Origin of the sequence: Sphingobacterium arenae (assembly GCF_014692505.1) — a bacterium.
Lineage (GTDB): Bacteria > Bacteroidota > Bacteroidia > Sphingobacteriales > Sphingobacteriaceae > Sphingobacterium > Sphingobacterium arenae.
The window spans coordinates 205,698-227,712 of sequence record NZ_JACNYK010000001.1 but is presented as its reverse complement, the minus strand read 5'-3'; the positions used below and the strand labels follow the sequence as shown (position 1 = coordinate 227,712).

Annotated in this window: 16 protein-coding genes; 6 read left to right on the top strand and 10 right to left on the bottom strand. The window is 38.2% G+C overall.

Translation table 11 applies throughout. The features are described 5' to 3' along the window. Positions 1-234: 234 nt before the first annotated feature. Complete coding sequence (locus H8B17_RS01030) at positions 235-654, top strand: hypothetical protein (RefSeq protein ID WP_190307326.1); 420 nt, start codon at positions 235-237, stop codon at positions 652-654. 95 nt (positions 655-749) lie between these two features. On the opposite strand, the gene dnaA is transcribed toward H8B17_RS01030, so the two are convergent. Together dnaA and dxs are read right to left on the bottom strand one after the other, a co-directional pair. Further along, positions 750-2,177, bottom strand: coding sequence for a chromosomal replication initiator protein DnaA (gene dnaA, locus H8B17_RS01025; protein WP_190307325.1), 1,428 nt, complete (start codon positions 2,175-2,177; stop codon positions 750-752). Between the two features lie 371 nt (positions 2,178-2,548). Next, complete coding sequence (gene dxs, locus H8B17_RS01020; RefSeq protein WP_190307324.1) at positions 2,549-4,477, bottom strand: 1-deoxy-D-xylulose-5-phosphate synthase; 1,929 nt, start codon at positions 4,475-4,477, stop codon at positions 2,549-2,551. 412 nt (positions 4,478-4,889) lie between these two features. Here dxs and H8B17_RS01015 point away from each other — a divergent pair, with 412 nt between their 5' ends. After that, positions 4,890-5,663: a segregation and condensation protein A gene (locus tag H8B17_RS01015; protein WP_190307323.1), complete on the top strand. Its 774-nt coding sequence runs from the start codon at positions 4,890-4,892 to the stop codon at positions 5,661-5,663. Here H8B17_RS01015 and H8B17_RS01010 read toward each other — a convergent pair. The 4 genes from H8B17_RS01010 to H8B17_RS00995 all read right to left on the bottom strand — a co-directional run bounded on the left by H8B17_RS01010 (position 5,660) and on the right by H8B17_RS00995 (position 9,709). Then, complete coding sequence (locus tag H8B17_RS01010) at positions 5,660-6,871, bottom strand: glycerate kinase (protein ID WP_223816278.1); 1,212 nt, start codon at positions 6,869-6,871, stop codon at positions 5,660-5,662. The genes H8B17_RS01015 and H8B17_RS01010 overlap by 4 nt on opposite strands. Positions 6,872-6,938: 67 nt before the next feature. Then, the gene (locus tag H8B17_RS01005; protein WP_190307322.1) at positions 6,939-7,685 is read right to left on the bottom strand and encodes an enoyl-CoA hydratase/isomerase family protein; all 747 of its coding nucleotides are present in this window, start codon (positions 7,683-7,685) and stop codon (positions 6,939-6,941) included. Positions 7,686-7,710: 25 nt separating this feature from the next. After that, the gene (locus H8B17_RS01000; protein WP_190307321.1) at positions 7,711-8,565 is read right to left on the bottom strand and encodes a beta/alpha barrel domain-containing protein; all 855 of its coding nucleotides are present in this window, start codon (positions 8,563-8,565) and stop codon (positions 7,711-7,713) included. Next, on the bottom strand, positions 8,555-9,709 hold the full coding sequence (locus H8B17_RS00995; RefSeq protein WP_190307320.1) for an acyl-CoA dehydrogenase family protein: 1,155 nt from the start codon (positions 9,707-9,709) through the stop codon (positions 8,555-8,557). Before H8B17_RS00995 ends, H8B17_RS01000 begins: the two co-directional genes overlap by 11 nt. Positions 9,710-9,878: 169 nt before the next feature. Between H8B17_RS00995 and H8B17_RS00990 the strand changes: the two genes are divergently transcribed. Next, on the top strand, positions 9,879-11,486 hold the full coding sequence (locus tag H8B17_RS00990; protein WP_190307319.1) for an acyl-CoA carboxylase subunit beta: 1,608 nt from the start codon (positions 9,879-9,881) through the stop codon (positions 11,484-11,486). Positions 11,487-11,681: 195 nt separating this feature from the next. On the opposite strand, the gene H8B17_RS00985 is transcribed toward H8B17_RS00990, so the two are convergent. Beyond that, positions 11,682-13,595 (bottom strand): acetoacetate--CoA ligase, encoded by a 1,914-nt coding sequence (locus H8B17_RS00985; RefSeq protein ID WP_190307318.1) that lies wholly within the window; start codon positions 13,593-13,595, stop codon positions 11,682-11,684. Between the two features lie 152 nt (positions 13,596-13,747). Here H8B17_RS00985 and H8B17_RS00980 point away from each other — a divergent pair, with 152 nt between their 5' ends. Beyond that, the gene (locus H8B17_RS00980; RefSeq protein ID WP_223816277.1) at positions 13,748-15,511 is read left to right on the top strand and encodes an OmpA family protein; all 1,764 of its coding nucleotides are present in this window, start codon (positions 13,748-13,750) and stop codon (positions 15,509-15,511) included. A 71-nt stretch (positions 15,512-15,582) separates the two neighbouring features. On the opposite strand, the gene thiL is transcribed toward H8B17_RS00980, so the two are convergent. Both thiL and nadA read right to left on the bottom strand, forming a co-directional pair. Beyond that, a complete protein-coding gene (thiL, locus tag H8B17_RS00975) occupies positions 15,583-16,629 on the bottom strand; it encodes a thiamine-phosphate kinase (protein WP_190307317.1) in 1,047 nt (348 codons plus the stop codon). A gap of 26 nt (positions 16,630-16,655) precedes the next feature. Further along, positions 16,656-17,654, bottom strand: coding sequence for a quinolinate synthase NadA (gene nadA, locus H8B17_RS00970; RefSeq protein ID WP_190307316.1), 999 nt, complete (start codon positions 17,652-17,654; stop codon positions 16,656-16,658). A gap of 489 nt (positions 17,655-18,143) precedes the next feature. Here nadA and nadB point away from each other — a divergent pair, with 489 nt between their 5' ends. Together nadB and H8B17_RS00960 are read left to right on the top strand one after the other, a co-directional pair. Then, positions 18,144-19,736, top strand: a complete 1,593-nt coding sequence (gene nadB, locus H8B17_RS00965; protein ID WP_190307315.1) for an L-aspartate oxidase — start codon at positions 18,144-18,146, stop codon at positions 19,734-19,736. Positions 19,737-19,767: 31 nt separating this feature from the next. Next, the gene (locus H8B17_RS00960; RefSeq protein ID WP_190307314.1) at positions 19,768-20,277 is read left to right on the top strand and encodes a gamma carbonic anhydrase family protein; all 510 of its coding nucleotides are present in this window, start codon (positions 19,768-19,770) and stop codon (positions 20,275-20,277) included. A 20-nt stretch (positions 20,278-20,297) separates the two neighbouring features. On the opposite strand, the gene H8B17_RS00955 is transcribed toward H8B17_RS00960, so the two are convergent. Further along, on the bottom strand, positions 20,298-21,974 hold the full coding sequence (locus H8B17_RS00955; protein WP_190307313.1) for an Ig-like domain-containing protein: 1,677 nt from the start codon (positions 21,972-21,974) through the stop codon (positions 20,298-20,300). Positions 21,975-22,015 lie beyond the last annotated feature (41 nt).

The window sequence follows — 22,015 nt, the reverse complement described above, 5'->3', positions numbered from 1 at the left end:
TTCCGTAGGCAGACTTATCCTTCGAAGAATTTTATCAAATTTCGATAAGCATCCGGCAGATTTAACGCAAACTTATCGGTATTAGCACGCGGTCGTACCGGTATTTATACGGAAATGCCGTTAAGAAATGTTAAAATGTAACACTTTTGATACATTTGTCGCAACAATCTTTTGCCAAAGGAGTTATATACCTAGAAAACATTAGTAGTGGTTAAACAATTAAAATAAAAGGTCATGAAAAAATTATTTTTAACAGGAATCAGTTTACTATTCGCGTTGACATTAACATTTGCACAAGATGCAAATCCGGAAGACAAAGCAAAAGAAAAAGTAACGAAATTAACAGAAAAATTAACCTTGACAGATGAGCAGCAAACTTCTATCTATGACATCGTCTTGGAACACGCAAAAGCAAAACAAGCATTAAAAGCAGACGCATCGCAATCTCCAGAAGCATTAGCGGAGGCAAAAACCAGACTGCAAGAAACCACAGATGCTCAGATTAAGGAAAAACTATCTGATGAGCAAAAAACCTTATACGACAGAATAATTGCTGAACGTCCGCAAAAAGAAACACCAGCTCCTACGACACCGGTTACTCCACCGATGCAGCCGGAGCAACCCATGGAGCCCGGACAACCCAGCGGTGAGTAAAGAAAAAAAGTTCATATTTTCATAAAAAATGCGAAACCTTAGCTGGTTTCGCATTTTACATTCAAAAATTAAACTTAAATAATGACGTTTTTTTACTAAGAAGACTTCAACTTTTTTTGGATATCCTGAACATATGTTTTAAACTTCTTATCCGTTTCAATTAAATCTTCTACCGTTTGGCAAGCGTAAATGACCGTAGAATGGTCGCGTCCCCCAAAAAAATTTCCAATAGTTTTTAACGACGATTTTGTATGATTCTTAGCTAAATACATAGAGATTTGACGGGCCTGCACAATCTCCCTTTTTCTAACCTTAGATTTTACCATTTCTACCGGCACCTCAAAATACTCACAAACCAGTTTCTGAATATACTCCATAGAAATCTCTTTGTGTGTGTTTTTCACAAAGTTCTTTAACATAGATTTCGCTAGGCTGAGATCAATTTCTTTTTTATTTAGGGTTGATTGGGCCAAAAGGGAAACCATTGCGCCCTCTAGTTCGCGAACACTATTATCAATCTGTGTCGCCACAAATTCGACAACATTTTCCGGCAATTCGATACCATCAGAATACATTTTTTTCTTCAAGATGGCCATCCGCGTCTCTAAATCCGGAATCTGAATATCTGCCGACAATCCCCATTTGAACCGACTCAGTAAACGTTCCTCTAAGCCTGATAAATCTTTAGGTGCCTTATCCGATGTCAAGATAATCTGCTTGCCAGATTGATGCAAATGGTTGAAAATATGAAAGAAAATGTCTTGGGTTTTTTCTTTACCCGAAAAATTATGGACATCATCCATAATAATGACATCCATTGCCTGATAAAAATTCACAAAATCGTTGATTGTGTTGTTTTTTAGCGAATCTACAAATTGTTGGCAAAATTTTTCGCAGGATACATAGATGACCAATTTATCGGGTAAATTTTTCTTGATTTCATTACCAATTGCCTGCGCCAAATGCGTTTTTCCTAAACCGACATCACCATACAGCATCAACGGATTGAACGAGGTTCCCCCCGGCTTGTTTGCAACGGCAAAACCCGCCGAACGCGCTAACCGATTACATTCTCCTTCAATAAAATTATCAAATGTATAATGTGTATTTAGTTGCGGATCCACCTGTAATTTTTTTAACCCCGGAATAACGAAAGGATTTTTGATATTCTTATTTAAAGCTACAGGAACGGGAATAGATTGTTTTTTGCCTTCTGCACCATTTCCATTAGAAGGAATGTTGGTCGTGTAGGGTGTGTTCGCAGAAGATTTATCTACGATAATATTGTATTCAAGACGTCCCTGTTCTCCCAAAAACTTCTTAATCGTCTTACGCAGAATACCTACATAGTGTTCTTCTAACCATTCGTAAAAAAATACGGAAGGTACTTGAATAGTTAAAACGTTACCATTTAAACCCACTGCTTTAACAGGCTCAAACCAAGTCTTGAAACTCTGTGCAGGTATATTGTCTTTGATGATCTGAAGACAGCTATTCCAAACACTTGTACACGTTTTTTCCATTCCTAAATTGTTAATAACTTGAAAACCAATATTTGACAAAAAAGTTGTTTAAAACTTTCCCTTAAGACGAAGATGACAAAAAAAATTGATCAAAAAAACTAAAATGTTAAAAAAAACACAACAATCTAACACATAGATTATTACATAATTTTTTTTTAATTTTTATAGCCAAAAAACACCGTCAAAACTATTTTTTCAACATACAAAATTTTGACTTTTAAATACCGCTTTTTCCAGATTAAAACACTGTATAATCTACGCTAATGTGGAAAACTATTAGGCTTACTTCGTTTATAAATATAGGAAATTTTTAAACACAAAAAAAAGCAGAATTTGTTAAATCCTGCTTTAAGTCTTTCTCTATCATTCTACTAAGACACCATGGTATCTGTCTTTATTCCCGCGGTCAATTTTTTTACCTGTATAACGATAGAAGAGGCATCATATCCGCATATTTTCCAAAGCTCAGCCTGCTCTCCATGTTCAACAACATCATCGGGGATACCTAGGCGAACCAGATTTGCCCCGTATCCATGATCGGCCATAAATTCTAAAACTGCAGTTCCCACCCCGCCCATAATGCAGCCATCTTCGACTGTAATTACTTTACGGAACTTTTTAAATACCTCGTGTAATAACTCTTCATCAAGCGGTTTCGCAAACCGCAGATCATAATGAGCAGGGTAAATACCTTCCTCATTTAATATTTGAACAGCTTTTGCAGCTTCGTTTCCGATTGCGCCAAAAGTCAAAATCGCCACCTCTTCTCCATCATGCAATTTCCGGCCTTTTCCTATTCCAAGCTTAACAAACGGACGCTTCCAATCGACCATTACTCCAGCACCCCGTGGATACCGGATCACAAATGGCCCCATGTTCGGTAATTGTGCGGTATACATCAGGTTTCGAAGTTCTTCTTCGTTCATAGGAGCAGAAACTACTAAATTAGGAACACAGCGCATATATACGATATCGTATGCCCCGTGATGTGTAGGTCCATCTGCACCGACTAATCCCGCACGGTCCAAACAAAAGACGACATTCAATTTCTGCAATGCTACATCATGAATAACCTGATCATAAGCCCGCTGCATAAACGACGAGTAAATATTACAAAAAGGAACTAAACCTTGTGTAGCTAGCCCGGCACTAAAGGTTACCGCGTGCTGCTCCGCTATGCCTACATCAAACGCCCGATCAGGCATGGCTTTCATCATAATATTTAACGATGATCCAGAAGGCATTGCTGGCGTAATACCCATAATTTTATCATTGGCTTCTGCCAATTCTACCAACGTATGTCCAAAAACATCTTGATATTTCGGTGGTTGAGGTTTGTCTAAAACTGATTTCTTAATCTCTCCTGTGATTTTATCAAATAAACCTGGCGCATGCCATGTCGTTTGATCCTTCTCTGCTAAGGCATATCCTTTACCTTTCACGGTTACCGCATGCAATAACTTTGGTCCGGGAATATGTTTAAGATCTTCGATAGTTTTTGTCAATTTCGTCACATCATGCCCGTCTACTGGACCAAAATAACGGAAATTCAACGATTCAAATAAATTGGCATTCTTCAGTAATGTCCCTTTAATGCTTTGCTCCAATTTCTTTGCCCATCCATAGGCATCCGGTCCATTCTTCGAAATTTTAGCTAATACAGCAATCAGGTCATCTCGAAATTTATTATAGCTCCTAGATGTGGTAATACTGGTCAGATACTCTTTCATAGCCCCTACATTGGGGTCAATAGACATACAATTATCGTTAAGTATAACCAACAAATTGGATTTTTCAATCCCCGCATGATTTAAGGCTTCGAACGCCATTCCGCCAGTTAACGCACCGTCACCAATTACCGCCACATGTTGTCTATCCTGCTCGCCTTTATATTCCGAGGCTACTGCCATCCCCAGCGCGGCTGAAATCGACGTAGAGGAATGCCCTACACCGAAAGCATCATATTCGCTTTCGCTTCTTTTTGGAAAACCTGATATTCCACCCAAAATTCGATTGGTGTGGAACATTTTCCGCCTACCTGTTAATATCTTATGTCCGTATGCTTGATGCCCCACATCAAAAATCACCTGATCATGCGGCGTATTCAATACATAATGTAGCGCAACCGTCAATTCAACAACACCCAAACTAGCTGCAAAATGTCCACCATTTACGGAGACAATATCAACAATGAATTGCCTCAGCTCCCGACAGACCTCTTCCAATTCATTTGGATTAAGTTTCCTTAGATCGGATGGGTAATTTATTTGTTGTAATAGTGGACCGGCCTCTACTTGCATATTTCAATTATATAAAATAAGTTACAAACTTAATAACTTATTCCCTAATCTACAGAACAATAAAAGCAAATAAAAGTTTCTATTCGTCCTTTTTCCCGTAAAAAGGACCAAACCGACCAACGGGAGCTCATGAACACTAAAATAAACACATTGTCCATAAACCTCCTCGCTTCGGATATTTGAAATAATGTGTAGTGCAGAGAATGAATTCCTACAAACTTCAAATATCCGGATGCGAGCTTTAAGGTTAAGGAGAGGATAGTACAGATCGTAAATAAAGTCGATCAATACCGCTTCGCGGTAATGCGGCGTATAATGGCCTTGCATTGTTCCAAGAAACTGTTAATAGAATCCAAATTGTGGATAAATATCGGGCAGCTTTACCGTACAATTTTTTATTTTTGAGCAAGCTATGCAAACAGCAGGTTACGAAATCAAACTCGAGCAATTTGAAGGTCCTTTCGATCTCTTACTTTTTTTTATAGAAAGGGATGAATTGAATATACATGACATTCCTATTTCTAAAATAACCGATGATTTTTTAGACTATATTCAGAAAATGCAGTCCTTGAATATAGAGCTTGCCAGTGAATTTATATTTGTAGCCTCCACCTTGATGCGTATCAAGGCAAAAATGCTCTTGCCCCGGCCCGAGCTGGATGACGCAGAAAATGAGATAGACCTCAAGAGGGAACTAACGCAAAAACTACTTCTTTATAAGCAATTCAAGGAGATCTGTGAAGAGTTACGTATATTAGAAGAAAATCGAACACGGCTACACGCCCGAGGGAATATAGTCAAAGACAATATGCTCGCTAGATACACCAATACCACGGAGGAAGAATTATCTTCTTTTGACCTATATAAACTCTTAATGGTATACGAGAAATTAATGTTTAATTTTACCCATCGTGTTCAAGAAGCCACCCATACGGTGGTAAAATTTCCCTATACGATCGAACAGCAGAAAAAAGCAATTGCACAATTAATAGAGATGAATAAAAAGTTGGATTTCCAACAAATTATCAAAAATTCCGAGAACAAAGTACAACTCGTATTCAATTTCTTGGCGATTCTAGAGATGCTCCAACAACGTCTATTAGAAATAGAAGTTGGGATCGGGTTCAATAATTTCTCCATCGGAAAAAAAAGAGAGCTTTGCTACGAATCTGAATATGTGGCCTAGTTATTTTTATTGTTATATGCCAGTACATTCCCTAGAGCTTGTGCCGTACGAAGAAGGTTCTGTTCTGTGTTTACGAGTGCTTCCGCCAGCGACATGTTCCCATGATTAATGGGCAACAGCACATCAAAGATATCTAATATCGCGGATGAAGGCTCTAATGGTACCTTTCCGGCTATCCCTATACATGGAATTCCATATTGTTTAGCCAACCAAGCCACACCTGCCGGAGCCTTTCCCGAGAGCGTTTGCTCATCGATGCTCCCCTCACCCGTGATGAGCCAATCAGTCGTCTTTATGACCTCTTCAAAGCCGGTCTTTTGCAAGAAATAAGCTATCCCATTAACCAATTGGGCACCTGCTAAGGCATACATACCGGCGGCGGCTCCCCCTGCCGTACCTCCGAAAGCGACATCCGCCATATTCTTTCTTGTCACTTTTAAAACAACATCACTTAACTGACGTAGAAATTTATCCAAAATTTTTACTTGAGCCGGAGATGCCCCCTTTTGAGGTCCAAAAACGTGCGCAGCCCCTTCTTCTCCTAAAAGAAGATTTTCTACATCACAAAGAATCTTGATGTTACTATTTAATACGCTTTTGTTCAGCTCACTCGAATCAATACGTTCTACATATTGCAAACGTTCGGGAATTGGCTCAAGCTCCTTTCCTCTCTGATCAAAAAAACGTACACCAAGCGCATGAAGCATACCACACCCACCATCGACCGTAGCCGAACCGCCCATCCCTAAAATAATTTGCTCGACCTTATATTGCTCCAACGCATGTAGAATTAATTCGCCTGTACCTCTGCTATTCGCTTGAAGAGGATTTTGTTCTTCTTTTTTTATTAAACGGATACCCGATGCATCAGCCATTTCGATTAGAGCTGTTTTTCCATCTTCTACTAAGCTAAATGAAGCTTCAACAGGTTTTCCCAACGGTCCTGAAACAGTAATCGTAACCAACTTGCCCGCTAATTTTTCATGCAGAAGTTTACACGTACCATCGCCTCCGTCGCCAATGGGGAACAGTGTTGTACGACAATCTAGACGACTCTGCGAAAAACCTTTGTGTAATGCTTCTGCGGCACGACGGGCATCCAAGCTATGTTTGAAAGCATTTGGTGCAATAAGAATATGTAACATGGTCAGAATTAACTTAGAAGACCAAATATAATGAAAAACCAAGCCAATGACTACTCGCCCCATAACCAACGTCGCTTTCGTAATAATAGCGACAGAAGAAGAACCTTGTGCTGTTTTAAGGTACTAAAATTTATCCTTTTTCGAATATTCGTTTTTTCACGTCTTCGGAAGATTTCAATTCATACAGCTTTTTTAACAAAAAGCTGTATCGTTTTTCACTGGCAACAGAGGGGAGTTCTCTTGCCGCTTTAAAACCGGCAACAACCGCAGAAGAACTGATATCTTTAAATCCTGTCAAAAAAAATTCTACATCTACCTCTTCCAAAAAACCATCTACCAATCCATATTCCTGTGCTTTCCTAGCAGAAAAATAGTCGGTATGCAAACAAAGTTGCAACATTTTCTTTTCCGACATTACCCTCATCAAACTTGCCATAACCTGGAAAGGGAAGATTCCTAAGTTTAACTCCGGCAAACGAAACTGTACATTTTCTGAACAGAACACATACGTACATCCAGCAATCATCAAAAAAGCGCCGGCAATAACATTTCCTCTGACGATAGCTATAGATGGCTTATGCAAATTGGCAAACACTTCTCCTAAAGAGATATCTTTATTTTCGATGTGTGGATTCGGAATATCTAAATCGGCATTCTGAAAAGCTTTCAAATCCATTCCTGCACAGAACACGGGCCCTTCGGCTTTTAACATAACCACTTTAATACTGTCATCTTGGTTTGCATCCTGAAAAGCATGTGCTATTTCATTCACCATCGTTGGTGTAAATGCGTTCCGTTTCTCGGGCCGCGCAAGCGTGACTTCCATACGGAAATCTGTCTTTTTTATCCTAATGTATTGATATGTTATTGCCTGCATATTATATAAAGATATCGCTTTTTCTTTATTTTTTTATTGCGATCAATTTTTGAAATCCCGACAACAAATCCTGTATTTTATCTTCATTTGGATTTCTAAATCGATGTATCAGCATTTCCATCGGAATATTGCCTACCAACTCATCTTGTGCAAAAGGACAACCACCATATCCCATGACAGCGCCTTCAAAAATCCGACAACCAGCTTCATGTGCCGCTTCAATTTTCAAAAGTGCATTTTCTGCTCGACTATGCAGATGAATGCTGAATTCTGACCTAGGAAAAGTATGCTTTATCAAAGTAAATAACATTTTAATACTTTCCGGTGATGCTTCTGATGTCGTATCAGCAATGGAAAAGCGAGATATTCCCAATGCAGAAAGTTTTTCTATCCATTCCAATACCAAATCGGTGTTCCAGAGGTCGCTATAGGGGTTGCCGAAAGCCATGGAAATGTAGACTACCAGCTCTTGTTTACCCGATGCCATTATATTCTTAATATGTTCTATCCGCTGATAGGATTGCGCTATCGTCGAATTGACATTTCGTTGCTGAAACGTCTCCGAGATTGAAAACGGATAACCCAAGAAATCAATTTTATCCAGAGGTTTCGCTATTTCAGCACCTTTTTCATTCGCAATAATTGCCAATATCTTTGTATCGTTATTCTTTTCTAATCCCTCTAGAACCTGTATGGTATCTTGCAGTTGCGGAACAGCCTTAGGCGACACAAAACTCCCGAAATCAATACAATAGAATAGGTTACTATCAATCAATTGATTGATATAGTTTATTTTTTTATCTGTGTAAATAAAATGTTTGATTCCCTGAATAGCATCTCGAGGAGACTCTATCAATTGTATTCTTTCCTTATTGGACATCTTTTTTAATTTCTCTTGCTATAACCATCTTTTGTATGGCGCTGGTCCCCTCTCCGATCGTACATAATTTGGCATCTCTAAAGTATTTTTCTGCCGGATAATCTTTTGTGAAACCATAACCACCATGTACTTGTACACTATGATTGGATACTTCTACCGCCACTTCCGAAGCATAATATTTCGCCATGGCGCTTTCTTTTGTAACTTTTTGATCTGTATCTTTTAAATGACCGGCTCTTCGTATCAATAATTCCGCTGCATCGATTTTTGTAGCCATGTCTGCTATGGTAAAACCTACATCTTGAAAATCAAATATCTTCTGATTAAACTGCTCTCGCTCATTCGCATACTGCAATGCGCATTCGTAAGCTCCACGAGCAATCCCCAGTGAAAGGGCAGCAATGGAAATACGTCCACCATCCAACAGCTTTAACGCTTGAACAAATCCATCGCCTACTTCGCCAATGATCTGACTTTTATGTACGCGACAATTGTCGAAAAACAAACTTGCCGTTTCTGAAGCGCGCATGCCTAATTTATCTATTTTTTTACCGGCTGTAAAGCCCGGTGTACCTTTTTCAATAATAAATGCGGTAACGCCATGTTTATCTCCTTTTTCTCCTGTCCTCACCATCACAACAGCTACATCTCCATTAATAGCATGTGTAATAAAGGTTTTAGAACCATTGATAACAAAATAGTCCCCGTCCTGTACCCCGGTTGTTGCCAAACCTCCAGCATCAGAACCAGATCCCGTTTCGGTAAGTCCCCAGGCACCGATCCATTCTGCGGTAGCTAATCTGGGGAGATATTTTTCTTTCTGCTTTTCGTTTGCAAATGATAAAATATGATTCGTACACAAGGAATTATGTGCGGCTAAAGACAGCCCAATAGAACCACATACTTTTGATATTTCATCAAGAATAGTGATATATTCTTGATACCCTAAACCTGCCCCATTATATTTCTCGGGAACCAATACACCCATAAAACCATATTCGCCCATTTTTTTGAATAATTCCACCGGAAAATATTGTTTCTCATCCCACTCCATCATGTAAGGTTTAATAAATTCCTTGGCAAATTGTTGAGCGCTATTTCGAACCAAAGCTAATTGTTCATTTTGTTGTTTTTGCGATATCATATTTTAGAAGCTTATACCCTTATTTGTTAAAAATATAAAAAATAAGCTATATTTTAAAATATTTATATTTTTCATTATAAAAACAAGTCTATTATTAAAAAGTTTTAAATACCGTACTTTAGCAAAGGCAAGGTTTATTATCTTTGAGAAAAGGGAGATAAAGAATTTTATGGAAAACCTACTAAACATACTCAAAAGCAAATATGAAAAACTTCTTCTTGGAGGTGGATTAGACAAGATAGAAAAACACAAGCAAAAAGGAAAAATGACCGCTTGGGAAAGGATCATTTATCTTTTAGATGACGATTGTCCTTATGTAGAAATAGGTTCCTTTGCAGGGGATGGTATGTATGAAGAACATGGAGGATGCCCCAATGGTGGAGTTGTCGTCGTCATGGGGTATGTAAAAAACAGGTTGTGTATCATCGTATCCAACGATGCCACCGTAAAAGCTGGTGCGTGGTTCCCTATTACCGGAAAAAAAAACCTACGGGCCCAGGAAATTGCTATGGAAAACCATCTTCCTATTATTTACTTGGTGGATTCTGCGGGTGTATATCTGCCCCTGCAGGACGAAATCTTTCCGGATAAAGAACATTTTGGTCGAATCTTCCGAAACAACGCTAAAATATCTTCGATGGGTATTCCTCAAATTTCAGCCATCATGGGTTCCTGTGTGGCTGGGGGGGCATATTTACCTATCATGTCCGATTATGCATTGATCGTAGAGGGTACAGGTTCTGTTTTTTTAGCGGGTTCCTATTTGGTAAAATCTTCCATTGGTGAGGTCATTGATAATGAGACTTTAGGCGGCGCTGCTACGCATTGCGAAATATCTGGCGTAACCGATAATAAATATCCTGACGATAAAAGTTGTCTCGACGCCATTAAAAATATGCTGGACAAATTTGGTGAAAATAATAAAAATCAATTCTCGCGTATTGCCAGCAGACAGCCTGAATTTCCGGCCACCCATATTTACAAAAATCTTCCGGAAGATCGTCTGAAACCCTACAACATGCTGGAAATCTTGAAAGCCATTGTAGACAGAGATTCATTAGAAGAATATAAAAAAGATTATGGTAAGACATTAATTTGCGCTTTAGCGCGCATTGATGGCTGGGCAGTAGGTATTGTAGCCAATCAACGTGAAACGGTAAAAGCAAAGAAGCCGGGCAATGCTACGGAAATGCAAATGGGTGGTGTTATCTATTCGGATTCGGCCGATAAGGCTGCACGATTTATTATGAACTGTAACCAACAAAAAATCCCGTTAGTATTTTTCCAGGATGTCACCGGATTTATGGTCGGTTCCCGGTCAGAACATGGAGGAATAATCAAAGATGGAGCAAAAATGGTTAACGCGATGGCCAATTCAGTCATACCTAAATTCACTTTTATCGTGGGCAACAGCTATGGCGCAGGAAATTACGCCATGTGTGGAAAAGCCTATGATCCTCGTCTAATATACGCCTGGCCTACTGCTCAAATGGCGGTCATGAGTGGTGCTTCTGCTGGAAAAACATTGCTGCAGATACAAGAAGCAACACTCAAAGCAAAAGGAGTAGCTCTATCAGAAGAAGAAAAGAAAAATCTGCTTTCCAAAATAGAACAGCAATATAATCAACAACTTAGTCCTTATTACGCTGCTGCACGTCTTTGGGTGGACGGCGTTATCGATCCAAAAGATACGCGGAAAATTATTTCCATGGGAATAGAAGCGGCTAACCATAATCCAATTATGGACCGGTATAATGTAGGCATGATACAGGTATAAACTCCATAACTAGATACGCATGCCCTCCTGTTGCCCTCTTATTATATATTTCTTATATATTAACAGTGTATTAGTAGAGGGTTTATAGGGGGATAACAGGGGGTTAGTAGGGGTTAAACCCCTACTAACCCCCTATAATATCCCTGCAAAATATCATTTAAGGGTTAATGTGAGTAGAAGCAGAACAAATGTTTATTAGTGAATGTGCAAGTATATCTGCATATATTCTTCCATACATTTGGGGTTACGCATCACATCTTTTGAAACAGCTTTTTCCAGCGGATACCCCGAGAAGATCTTCTTAATTGGTATTTCCAGTTTTTTACCGCTTAATGTATAAGGAATATCGTTTACAGCGTAAAAGAAATCGGGTACATGTCGTGCACTATACTGTTTACGGAGTTCACTTTTGATAACAGGAACAATAGCTTCTAACACGGATCCTTCATACAATTGAATAAACAATAACATATTGGACTCACCCTTTTCATTGTCCGTCGCAATAACCAAACTATCCCTTGCCCCCTGTACTTCATTTACCACATTATATATTTCCGCTGTGCCGATACGTATTCCACCTCGATTTAATGTAGCATCTGAACGCCCATACATCACAATACCACCATGATCCATAATGGAAATCCAATCGCCGTGACTCCATACACCTTTTCGCTCTGCAAAATAACTTTCTCTATATTTTTCATTATCATTGTCTTCCCAAAAATAAATAGGCATCGATGGCATCGGTTTTTTGATAACTAATTCGCCAACTTCGTTATAGACTTCCTCACCGTGATCATTTACGGCTACGATATCTGAACCCAATGTTCGGCATTGAATCTCCCCCGCGTACACAGGTAAATATGCACATCCAGATAAAAAGGCACTACATACATCTGTTCCACCGCTTAACGATATAATAGGTGTATCTGGAAATTTTTTCTGAAGGTTTTCAAAAGTAACTACAGGTAGAGGCGAACCGGTCGAACCTATTACCTTTGGTTTATAATTCTCTATTTTCAGATCATGAATAGCTGAAAAATATGCCGCCCCTCCTCCTAAATGATCCACGCTTGCCTGTTTTACAAATTGCCAAAATGCCTGGTGGTCATTATAATGGATAGCCCCATTAAACAAACAAAGGGTAGCGTCACAAAGCAAAGAGGACAAAGCATAATTCCACATCATCCATCCCGTGGTAGAATACCAGAGGAAATTCTCTCCTTTTTGTACATTTTGATGAATAGCCAGCACTTTATAGTGTTCCAACAAATTTCCCCCCGTACCGTGTGTAATAGCTTTCGGTTTGCCTGTCGTACCGGAAGAATACAGAATCCATATCGGATGGGAAAAAGGCACGCGCAAAAAATGTAATTCCTGTGGAGGATAGTTGGTAAATATAGCTTGCCAATCGTCTCCATAAACAGCAATTATTGTTTCAATAGACGGGATATGGTCTTGTATATAAGCCAATGTCTCTCTTTTAGAGAATGTTTTGCCGTTATATTGATAATCCAGCTCTATAAATAATACTTTAGGTGCTATTTGTATAAAACGTTCGGTAATGCTTTTATCTCCAAAATCCGGTGAGCAACAAGACCAAATGGCTCCCAAAGAATTTGCGGCCAGAAAAATAGCGACCGTATCTATGGTATTATTTAATATACCGACTACCCTATCTCCTTTTTGAATACCTTTTTCTTTTAAAAATTGCTGTATCCCAGATACTTTTTCACGCAACTCATACCACGTAATATCTCGGTAATTTCCAGTCTCATCTGTATATTTTATAGCCGGATCAGCATCTTTTTTTTCGCGAAAGATATGTTCTGCATAGCTCAAGGAAATACCCTCCAACCATCTTGCACCAATAAAATCGGTACCTGTATGCTCCCATGCTAGCACTCGGTTGTATTTTCCCGTATAATCTATTTTAAAATACAATAAAATAGCTTCCCAAAAACTTTCCGGTTGTTCTATTGACCACAGATAAAAAGCTGCATAATCCAGAAAACACCGATTATAGTGCAGCTCCACAAACTGTTGAAAACCATAAAGAACGGATGATTTAATATACTGCTCAGACGGCGTCCAGAGGGGTTTTTTCATTGCGCTTACAACTGATTAACAGTGTTAAAGATAATAAAAACCTCCAAATTTTCTTACAAAGGGGTAACAATTCGAAATCATACTTGATAAAAGAATAAGAAGTCTGGATCAAGAGCAGATCAGACAAATTTTATCAATCAAATATAATTACTATGAAACGATTTTTACTTGCATTAATGTTACTAAGCATTACAATTTTAGCCATCGCACAACAGAAAGAAAAAGGCGATTTACAGATAGGCATCCAAGGTGGGGCGAGTTTGCCTATCAGCACTTACAAATCGATGGGAGAAACGAAGATTGGGTATTATTCCGGATTCTTTCTTGATAAATATTTTTCGGGAAATAAATTTGGTTTGGGGGTAGATGCACGATATATCTATAATAGTATCAATCTCCAGGACACATTCCATTTTGAAAACGGATATATTTCCACAGACTATATTAATAAAAGTAGGTTTCAAGATTACTTATTTACTTTTGGTCCCAGTTATAAGTATGCAGTCGACCGATTCCATGTAGAGGCATATATTCGAGGAGGATTGATGATGCAATATTTTCCAGAATATATACGATCTGTCACCTACGAAGAACGTGATCCAACAGGTGGCTCTCTAATACATTCCCAAGATATCATGAGCACAGTCAATGATGCTTCTAATCGGGCAAACAGTTGGGCGGGGATAGGTGGACTCCGTTTTAATTACATGTTGAACAAACATTTTTCCCTCTTCGGTCATGTGGATTACGTACAGACTTTTGGTGAAAAATTTGGAAGTAAAGCCAGTCGATTTGCAATAGAACGCGTAGAAGAAACTAATCCGATAACAGAAACAACGCATGTAAAAACTGTTTGGGATCACTATGGCGATGTTCGGGAAACAAAGCAAACACCACATAAAACCATGCAGGCAGGTATCGGTTTAAAATATATTTTTGGCCGTAAAGAATCTCCTACAGTAAAAGAAGATAATAGTCCTAAATACGACGAAGAGGTGAAAAAAATAGCATTAAAAGATCTTCAAATCGTTGTCAAAGATAAGCAGACCAATTTGGCACTTAGTGGTGTTACGGTATCCATCGAAGGTACGGACATCCATGATAGGTCTGTTACCGATGCCAGCGGACAGGCTTCTAAAGTATCCTCCATTAAACCAGGACAATATCAGATCGTTGGAGAGAAAAATGGTATCAAAACACCGATACTGACTTTGACCGAAACGGATTTCCAGACCTCAAGTTCGGTTATCTTTAAAGAAATCTATCACGATGATCCGAGGTTTACACTTATCGGTGAGACATTTGACTGTGCGACAGCTCAAAACTTAGCAGGCATTAATACGGTGCTGACACATACTGGCTCTAAAGTGAATGCTAGCCAGACGTCAGATGCGGAAGGTAAATTTATTTATCAACTCGATGGTCAAAGTGATTTCACGGTGGTCGCTAATCAACAGGGTAGATATTCGCAAACCGAGATCGTTTCTACTAAAGGATTGGACCGCAGCCAAACATTATATGTAACCTTAAAATTAGGCGTTTGCGAACTAGTTGAAAACGGAGAATGGGTCTTGAAGAATATTCATTATGATTTTGATAGGAGTGATATCCGTCAAGATGCGGTGACTATACTTGACAACGTCGTTGCCGTTATGAAACAAAATCCGACATTGCGTATCGAACTTTCTTCGCACACGGATAGTAGAGGAAATGATAACTACAACCTAAAGTTGTCTCAGCGTAGAGCAGATTCGGCTGTAGATTATCTGGTAGCAAATGGTATCGCCAGAAATCGTCTAGTCGCTCGAGGATACGGCGAAACTAAATTGCTAAACGATTGCCGTAACGGCGTTAATTGTTCGGAACAGCAACATCAAGAAAACAGAAGAACCGAAATCAAAGTATTAGCGTATTAAACAAACTTTATTATAGAAAAAGAGACAGATTTAGGAATTTCTCTAAATCTGTCTCTTTCTATTTAAGGTATTTATTTGCCTGCTTTAAAAGCATTCCAGCCTTGTGCTTTAATAGGATGTACATTTCCTGATTTGGAAATCATTTCGCAGCCGGCTGCTTCCTCTGTTATATAACCAATAATCGTAATATCCAACTGGTTCTTCACTTTATCGTATTGCTCTTGTGGAACAGTAAATAGCAACTCGTAATCTTCGCCGCCATTTAATGCACATACAGTAGGATCCAACCCGAATTCACGAGCGGTATCGTATGTCATGGGATCTATTGGTATTTTATCTTCATATAACTTACAGCCCACCTTGGAAGCATTACAGATGTGCAGTATCTCCGAAGCTAAACCATCAGACACATCAATCATCGCATGTGGTTGTATACTGTAAGTTTCAAATAATTCCACCACATCCTTACGTGCTTCCGGTTTCAGTTGCCGCTCCACAATATAATCTTTTCCTTCCAAATCCGGCTGAATCTGTGGATTCTCTAAAAAAATCTGCTTTTCACGTTCCAAAAGCTGTAAACCCACATAAGCACCGCCTAGATCGCCACTTATACAAAGCAAATCACCTTCTTTCGCACCTGAACGATATGCTATTTTATCGGCTTCTGCATAACCAATACTTGTAACAGAAATAACTAAACCTTGTGCGGATGCAGATGTATCACCTCCTATAAGGTCTACATTATATTTTTTACAAGCTATCAGCGCTCCTTCATAGATTTCTTCTACCGCTTCCAACGGAAATTTAGAAGATAAGCCTATAGAAAAAGTAATCTGTGACGCTTTGCCATTCATGGCATAAATATCACTCAAATTGACTTGTACTGCTTTATATCCCAGATGTTTTAGCGGAACATAACGTAAATCAAAATGAATGCCTTCAAGTAGCAAATCTGTAGATATCAGCGTTTTTTTATTAGAAAAGTCCAATACAGCCGCGTCATCTCCAATTCCTTTTATAGTAGATGGTTCTGTAATCTCTACCGCTTCGGTTAGATGCGCAATCAAACCAAATTCGCCTAGCTCATTTATTTCTGTTCTATCTTTATTATCAAACATATCTCTTTATATACCAGGATACTATACTACAATCCTAATTTTTCGGATATTTCTAGCATCCGTTCGATTGGTTTTTTAGCGCGTTCAACGATATCCATGGGCAAATCTACCTCCGGAAGTTCATAATATAAACAATTGTAAAGCTTTTCCAATGTATTTAGTTTCATATGTGGACAATCGTTACAGGCACAGATGTTATTTGGCGGAGCAGGAATGAAAGTCTTCATAGGACTAGCTTTCTGCATCTGGTGCAAGATACCAGATTCTGTGGCAACAATATATTGTTGTGCATTGTCTTCAATCGTAAACTTCAGCATACCGGATGTAGAGCCAATGTAATCAGCTTGCGCCAAAATGTGATCTTCACATTCTGGATGTGCTATGAATTTCGCATGAGGAAACTGTGCTCTTAAATCAACAATCTTATCCTGTGAAAAAATCTCGTGCACCATACAGGCACCATTCCATAACACTAAATCACGTCCTGTTTTCTTTTTCACATATTCTCCAAGGTTGCGGTCAGGACCGAAGATAATCTTCTGTTCTTTCGGCAAGCTCTCTACAATCTGTACTGCATTGCTTGATGTACACACGATATCCGATAAGGCTTTTAACTCCGCCGTACAGTTTACATACGTAATAACCATATGATCTGGATATTGCTCTTTAAACTTCGCAAACAAATGCGGTGGACAGCTGTCCGATAAAGAACAACCAGCTTTTAAATCCGGTAACAACACTTTCTTCGAAGGTGATAAAATTTTTGCCGTTTCAGCCATAAAATGCACACCCGCAAAAACAATTATATCTGCATCTGTTTTAGCTGCTTGTTGGGATAGTCCCAAACTATCTCCAATGTAATCTGCAATATCCTGAATTTCAGATTCTTGATAATAATGCGCTAGAATAACCGCATTCTTTTCTTTTTTTAATTGCTGAATTTCAGTAACAATATCTATTGTAGGGTCGATAGGTTCATCGATGAACCCCTTAGCTTCCAAATCCCTTTCAAAAATAGTATTCATTAGTTCCCTCTCTATTTAGCTTCCTCAGTTTGACTAGACAACAATACAAAAGTAAAGAAAGAAAATCAAACGAAATCCACATTCCCCTTTTCCAATAAATAATAATCTTTTTTTAAAGAAAGAATCTTATTGTTTATTAGCCTGTGGAAAATGGGGATAAGTGCATGAATATATATTTTGAAAAAACTTTATTCTTTTGTTATCCACATATTGTCCACATTTTAGAATATGTTATTGTTTGATTTTCAGGAATGTGGTTTTTTTAGCTTTTCTCTTTCCATAATTTTTTGTTGAATGTTTAGTGTTTACAATTTGTTAATATTAGGTTGATTTTACCTTAACTTTTACATCTCTTTTGTGGGAATAGATTGAAGTTTGTGGAAAGTTTTAAAGTTTTCATTTTTAGTTCACCCTTTTTATACAGGTTTTCCACATATTTTGTTAATTTGTTCATTATATAATTTAGCGGTGGTCCGCTTTGTACACGTTATGATACATAGACACGTAGATTTTTTAGTAATAGGTTCTGGTATTGCTGGATTGAGTTTTGCACTTAAAGCAGCAGAACGGGGCAAGGTATTGATAGTCACCAAGTCCAATGAGGATGAATCGAATACGAAATATGCGCAGGGAGGAGTGGCAGCTGTTGTGGATAAATCAGACAGTTTCGAAAAGCATATTATTGATACACAGATTGCTGGAGATGGTTTGTGCCATGTGAATATTGTGGAAAACGTTGTTAAAGAAGCTCCAGAACGGATTAAAGAGCTTATTGATTATGGTACTAATTTCGATAAGGTCGATGAGGAGCATTATGATCTTGCTCGCGAGGGTGGACATTCTAATCATCGTATTCTTCATTACAAAGATATTACAGGTTATGAAATAGAGCGGGCGTTATTGGAGAAAGTGCATCAGCATCCTAATATTGAAATATTAACACATTATTTTGCCGTTGATTTGATTACACAACATCATCAAGGTATTCATGTGGATAAAAGTACGACAGACATCCGTTGTTTTGGTATCTATGCTTTGAATACGAAAAATAATACCATAGAAACATTTCTTAGCAAAGTAACATTGATGGCATCCGGTGGAGCCGGACATGTATATGCGAGTACTACAAATCCAACTATTGCCACTGGTGATGGTATCGCTATGGTGTATAGGGCCAAAGGAAAGGTAAGGAACATGGAATTTATACAGTTTCACCCGACCTCGCTGTATAATCCAAAAGAATCACCATCTTTCCTTATTTCTGAAGCAGTACGTGGTTTTGGCGGTATATTAAGAAGAGTGACAGGGGAATCATTTATGGAGGAATATGACGAGCGTGCATCCTTGGCCCCCCGGGACATTGTCGCAAGAGCCATAGACAATGAAATGAAGAAGTCAGGACTGGATTTTGTTTATTTGGATATAACGCATCGTAAGAAAGCAGATATCATTGCACATTTTCCAAATATTTTCGAGAAATGTCTTTCGATTGGGTTAGATATGACAAAGGATTATATACCGGTGACACCCGCAGCACACTATTTATGTGGTGGTATTATGGTCGACGAGAATGGCAGGACTTCCATTGAAAATTTGTATGCGTGCGGAGAATGCTCTTCGACAGGTCTACATGGTGCTAATCGTTTGGCTTCCAATTCATTATTAGAAGCCGTTGTATATGCGCACCGTATTTTTGAAGACGCTTTACCAATGATAGGAAAATTGGATTATGCAATTGATATACCTGGTTGGGATGAATCGAAGGCACAGTTGATGAATGAAGAGATATTAGTGACGCATAATCTACGTGAAACGCAGAAATTAATGAGTGATTATGTAGGTATAGTGCGATCCGATTTTCGTTTGGATAGAGCCATCAGACGTTTGGGATTTTTATATGAAGAAACAGAGGATTTTTATAAAAATACGAAGTTATCGGTAAAGCTATGTGAATTGCGTAACGTGATACAAGTTTCTTATTTAATTGTGAAGTCTGCTATGCAACGGAAAGAAAGCAGAGGATTACATTATACCACTGATTTTCCTCGTAAATCAGATGAATTGGAAGATACCGTTTTATAATAGGGAGTGAGAATATTCAATTTTAAGAGAAATGCCTACTATTTTACCCGTAAAAAATAAATTTCCGCAGATTGATGAATCTGTTTTTGTAGCCGATAATGCGACTATTATTGGTGATGTCATCATCGGTAAGCATTGTTCTGTTTGGTTTAATGCGGTTGTTAGAGGCGATGTAAATTATATCCGTGTTGGAGATTATACCAATATCCAAGATGGCGTAGTTATCCATTGTACCTATCAGAGAAATGGAACCGACATAGGCAGCTATGTAAACATAGGGCATAATGCTATCGTACACGGTTGCGCGGTGCATGATTATGTATTGATAGGTATGGGGGCTATCGTTATGGATAGAGCAGTTGTGGAATCAAATGTAATTATTGCAGCGGGAGCAGTTGTGTTGGAAGATATGATTTGCGAGTCGGGTTATCTGTATGCGGGGATTCCTGCGAGAAAGATAAAATTGTTAACAGCGGAGCAATTGGCGCTGTTGCAGCGATTGCCTCATAACTACGTATTATATAGTTCTTGGTTTGATTAACTAGCGTTACACCTGCATAGCTATTTTAAATTAATCGTTTCATTTTGATCCCAGTTTGCTCGAATGGTAAACGTTTTATTTAGATACCAGATATTTTCCGCTTGTTTTTTTGCGTAAACGTCAGCGGGATCCCACCGACCATTATTGTTTGCATCATAAATAATCCGCAGAGAATATTTTCCTCCCGGATAATTGGTATAACTTATTTTTGGATTAGAAGCAATAAGGGGTTTCCTATCAAATACTTTTTCTTTAGATTCATCGATCAGTTCTACGATGTAATTCATTGTAGAATCCAATCCAGTGACTGTGAAATGGATATTACCATAGTTATCGGACTCATCTAAAGTAAATCTCGTCTTCGATTCTAAATTGATGTCATCAAATGGTGTACGCATAGCTCCTTCTTGAATAACCAACTCATAGTCTCGTTTAGGACGCCAGTTGTAACGTATATGATATAGATTTCTATTTATGGTATCCTGTTGTAATTGGAAGTTTCTTCTGGAGACGGAGTCTTCATGAATAAGGATTTTTGATTTATCAACATTAGCCAGGGGGCTTGTACTTGTTAACGTGATATGGCGTACACGATCTACTTTGTTTGTGATGCTGAGTATCGGTTTTACTTCCCTATCGAATTTTGCGTTTTTATTTGTTCTGATAAGGATGGTATCCATGGGCTCACTACCATTATTTAATTCGATTTTTATGGAATCAAGTTCTATTTTTGGTATGTAGATTTTAACAGAGTCATTAGTAAAACTGTATTGTTCTATTTTGTTATCATTTAATTCTGCGGGGAACAAAATTTTCGTCTCTGGTTGTTCGAGTGGTTTTGTAAAGGTTAATAAGATATGGCCAGTTGGCTCAAATTTCTTTTCCAATGTACGAAAGTCCTTAGGATATGCTTTTGTTATTTCAAGTTTTATGTCGGCTATATCCTTATTTAAACGTATACTATCTTCCAGAAAGCCTATCCATTCGTCGTTTCCATTAAAAATGCGGTCATTATTCTGCTCTTTTAATGCGTAAATACGATAAGTATCTTCTCTTAAATTATTGAATTTGAAATTACCGGAGGTGTCTACGTTAGCAAATATATTGGCTTTTCTTTTTCCAAATATGGAGTCTTGTGATGTGGGAATGAGAAGAATTTTTATGTTTTCATCTTTCTTTTGATCAAATTCTCCTGTAAAACCATTGATAACCGAGCCACTGACAGAAAGAGAGTCCAATTCATCCCCTGTTCCAAATACATAGTTGTAATCAACAAAGGGATTACTCTCGTTGTAATCTACTAGTCCGTTACCGAAATTTATTGTATAGGTGGTATTTTCGTCTAATGAATCAGGTAAGGTGATCACTAAATCCTTTTTTCTCACCCGATAATCTACAATATCTTCCACGTCTGGACTTATACTGAATTCTTTGTATTGGTTATTTAATTTAATGAATTCATCAAATCGTAACACAATTCTTTTTTCCGTGAAATTGGTACTGAAGTTGGGTATGGATACTTCCAACAATTTCGGTGGGATAGAGTCTTTTGGTCCACCTGTAGGACGTTGCATATTAGCACATCTTGTCACACTGAACAGCATCAATAGGATAAAGCCATAAATAGCTATATGTTTTGATTTTGCGATTTTAAAGCTGTTTGATACATTTTTATCTCTTTTGGATATATGACTCATAAAATTAAAAATAATCCCGTATACCTCGTTATTTAAAGCCT

Excerpts from the sequence above, each read along its gene's own strand:
- H8B17_RS01030 (WP_190307326.1), top strand. The coding sequence starts at position 235 with ATGAAAAAATTATTTTTAACAGGAATCAGTTTACTATTCGCGTTGACA.
- dnaA (WP_190307325.1), bottom strand. The coding sequence starts at position 2,177 with ATGGAAAAAACGTGTACAAGTGTTTGGAATAGCTGTCTTCAGATCATC.
- dxs (WP_190307324.1), bottom strand. The coding sequence starts at position 4,477 with ATGCAAGTAGAGGCCGGTCCACTATTACAACAAATAAATTACCCATCC.
- H8B17_RS01015 (WP_190307323.1), top strand. The coding sequence starts at position 4,890 with ATGCAAACAGCAGGTTACGAAATCAAACTCGAGCAATTTGAAGGTCCT.
- H8B17_RS01010 (WP_223816278.1), bottom strand. The coding sequence starts at position 6,871 with ATGGGGCGAGTAGTCATTGGCTTGGTTTTTCATTATATTTGGTCTTCT.
- H8B17_RS01005 (WP_190307322.1), bottom strand. The coding sequence starts at position 7,685 with ATGCAGGCAATAACATATCAATACATTAGGATAAAAAAGACAGATTTC.
- H8B17_RS01000 (WP_190307321.1), bottom strand. The coding sequence starts at position 8,565 with ATGTCCAATAAGGAAAGAATACAATTGATAGAGTCTCCTCGAGATGCT.
- H8B17_RS00995 (WP_190307320.1), bottom strand. The coding sequence starts at position 9,709 with ATGATATCGCAAAAACAACAAAATGAACAATTAGCTTTGGTTCGAAAT.
- H8B17_RS00990 (WP_190307319.1), top strand. The coding sequence starts at position 9,879 with ATGGAAAACCTACTAAACATACTCAAAAGCAAATATGAAAAACTTCTT.
- H8B17_RS00985 (WP_190307318.1), bottom strand. The coding sequence starts at position 13,595 with ATGAAAAAACCCCTCTGGACGCCGTCTGAGCAGTATATTAAATCATCC.
- H8B17_RS00980 (WP_223816277.1), top strand. The coding sequence starts at position 13,748 with ATGAAACGATTTTTACTTGCATTAATGTTACTAAGCATTACAATTTTA.
- thiL (WP_190307317.1), bottom strand. The coding sequence starts at position 16,629 with ATGTTTGATAATAAAGATAGAACAGAAATAAATGAGCTAGGCGAATTT.
- nadA (WP_190307316.1), bottom strand. The coding sequence starts at position 17,654 with ATGAATACTATTTTTGAAAGGGATTTGGAAGCTAAGGGGTTCATCGAT.
- nadB (WP_190307315.1), top strand. The coding sequence starts at position 18,144 with ATGATACATAGACACGTAGATTTTTTAGTAATAGGTTCTGGTATTGCT.
- H8B17_RS00960 (WP_190307314.1), top strand. The coding sequence starts at position 19,768 with ATGCCTACTATTTTACCCGTAAAAAATAAATTTCCGCAGATTGATGAA.
- H8B17_RS00955 (WP_190307313.1), bottom strand. The coding sequence starts at position 21,974 with ATGAGTCATATATCCAAAAGAGATAAAAATGTATCAAACAGCTTTAAA.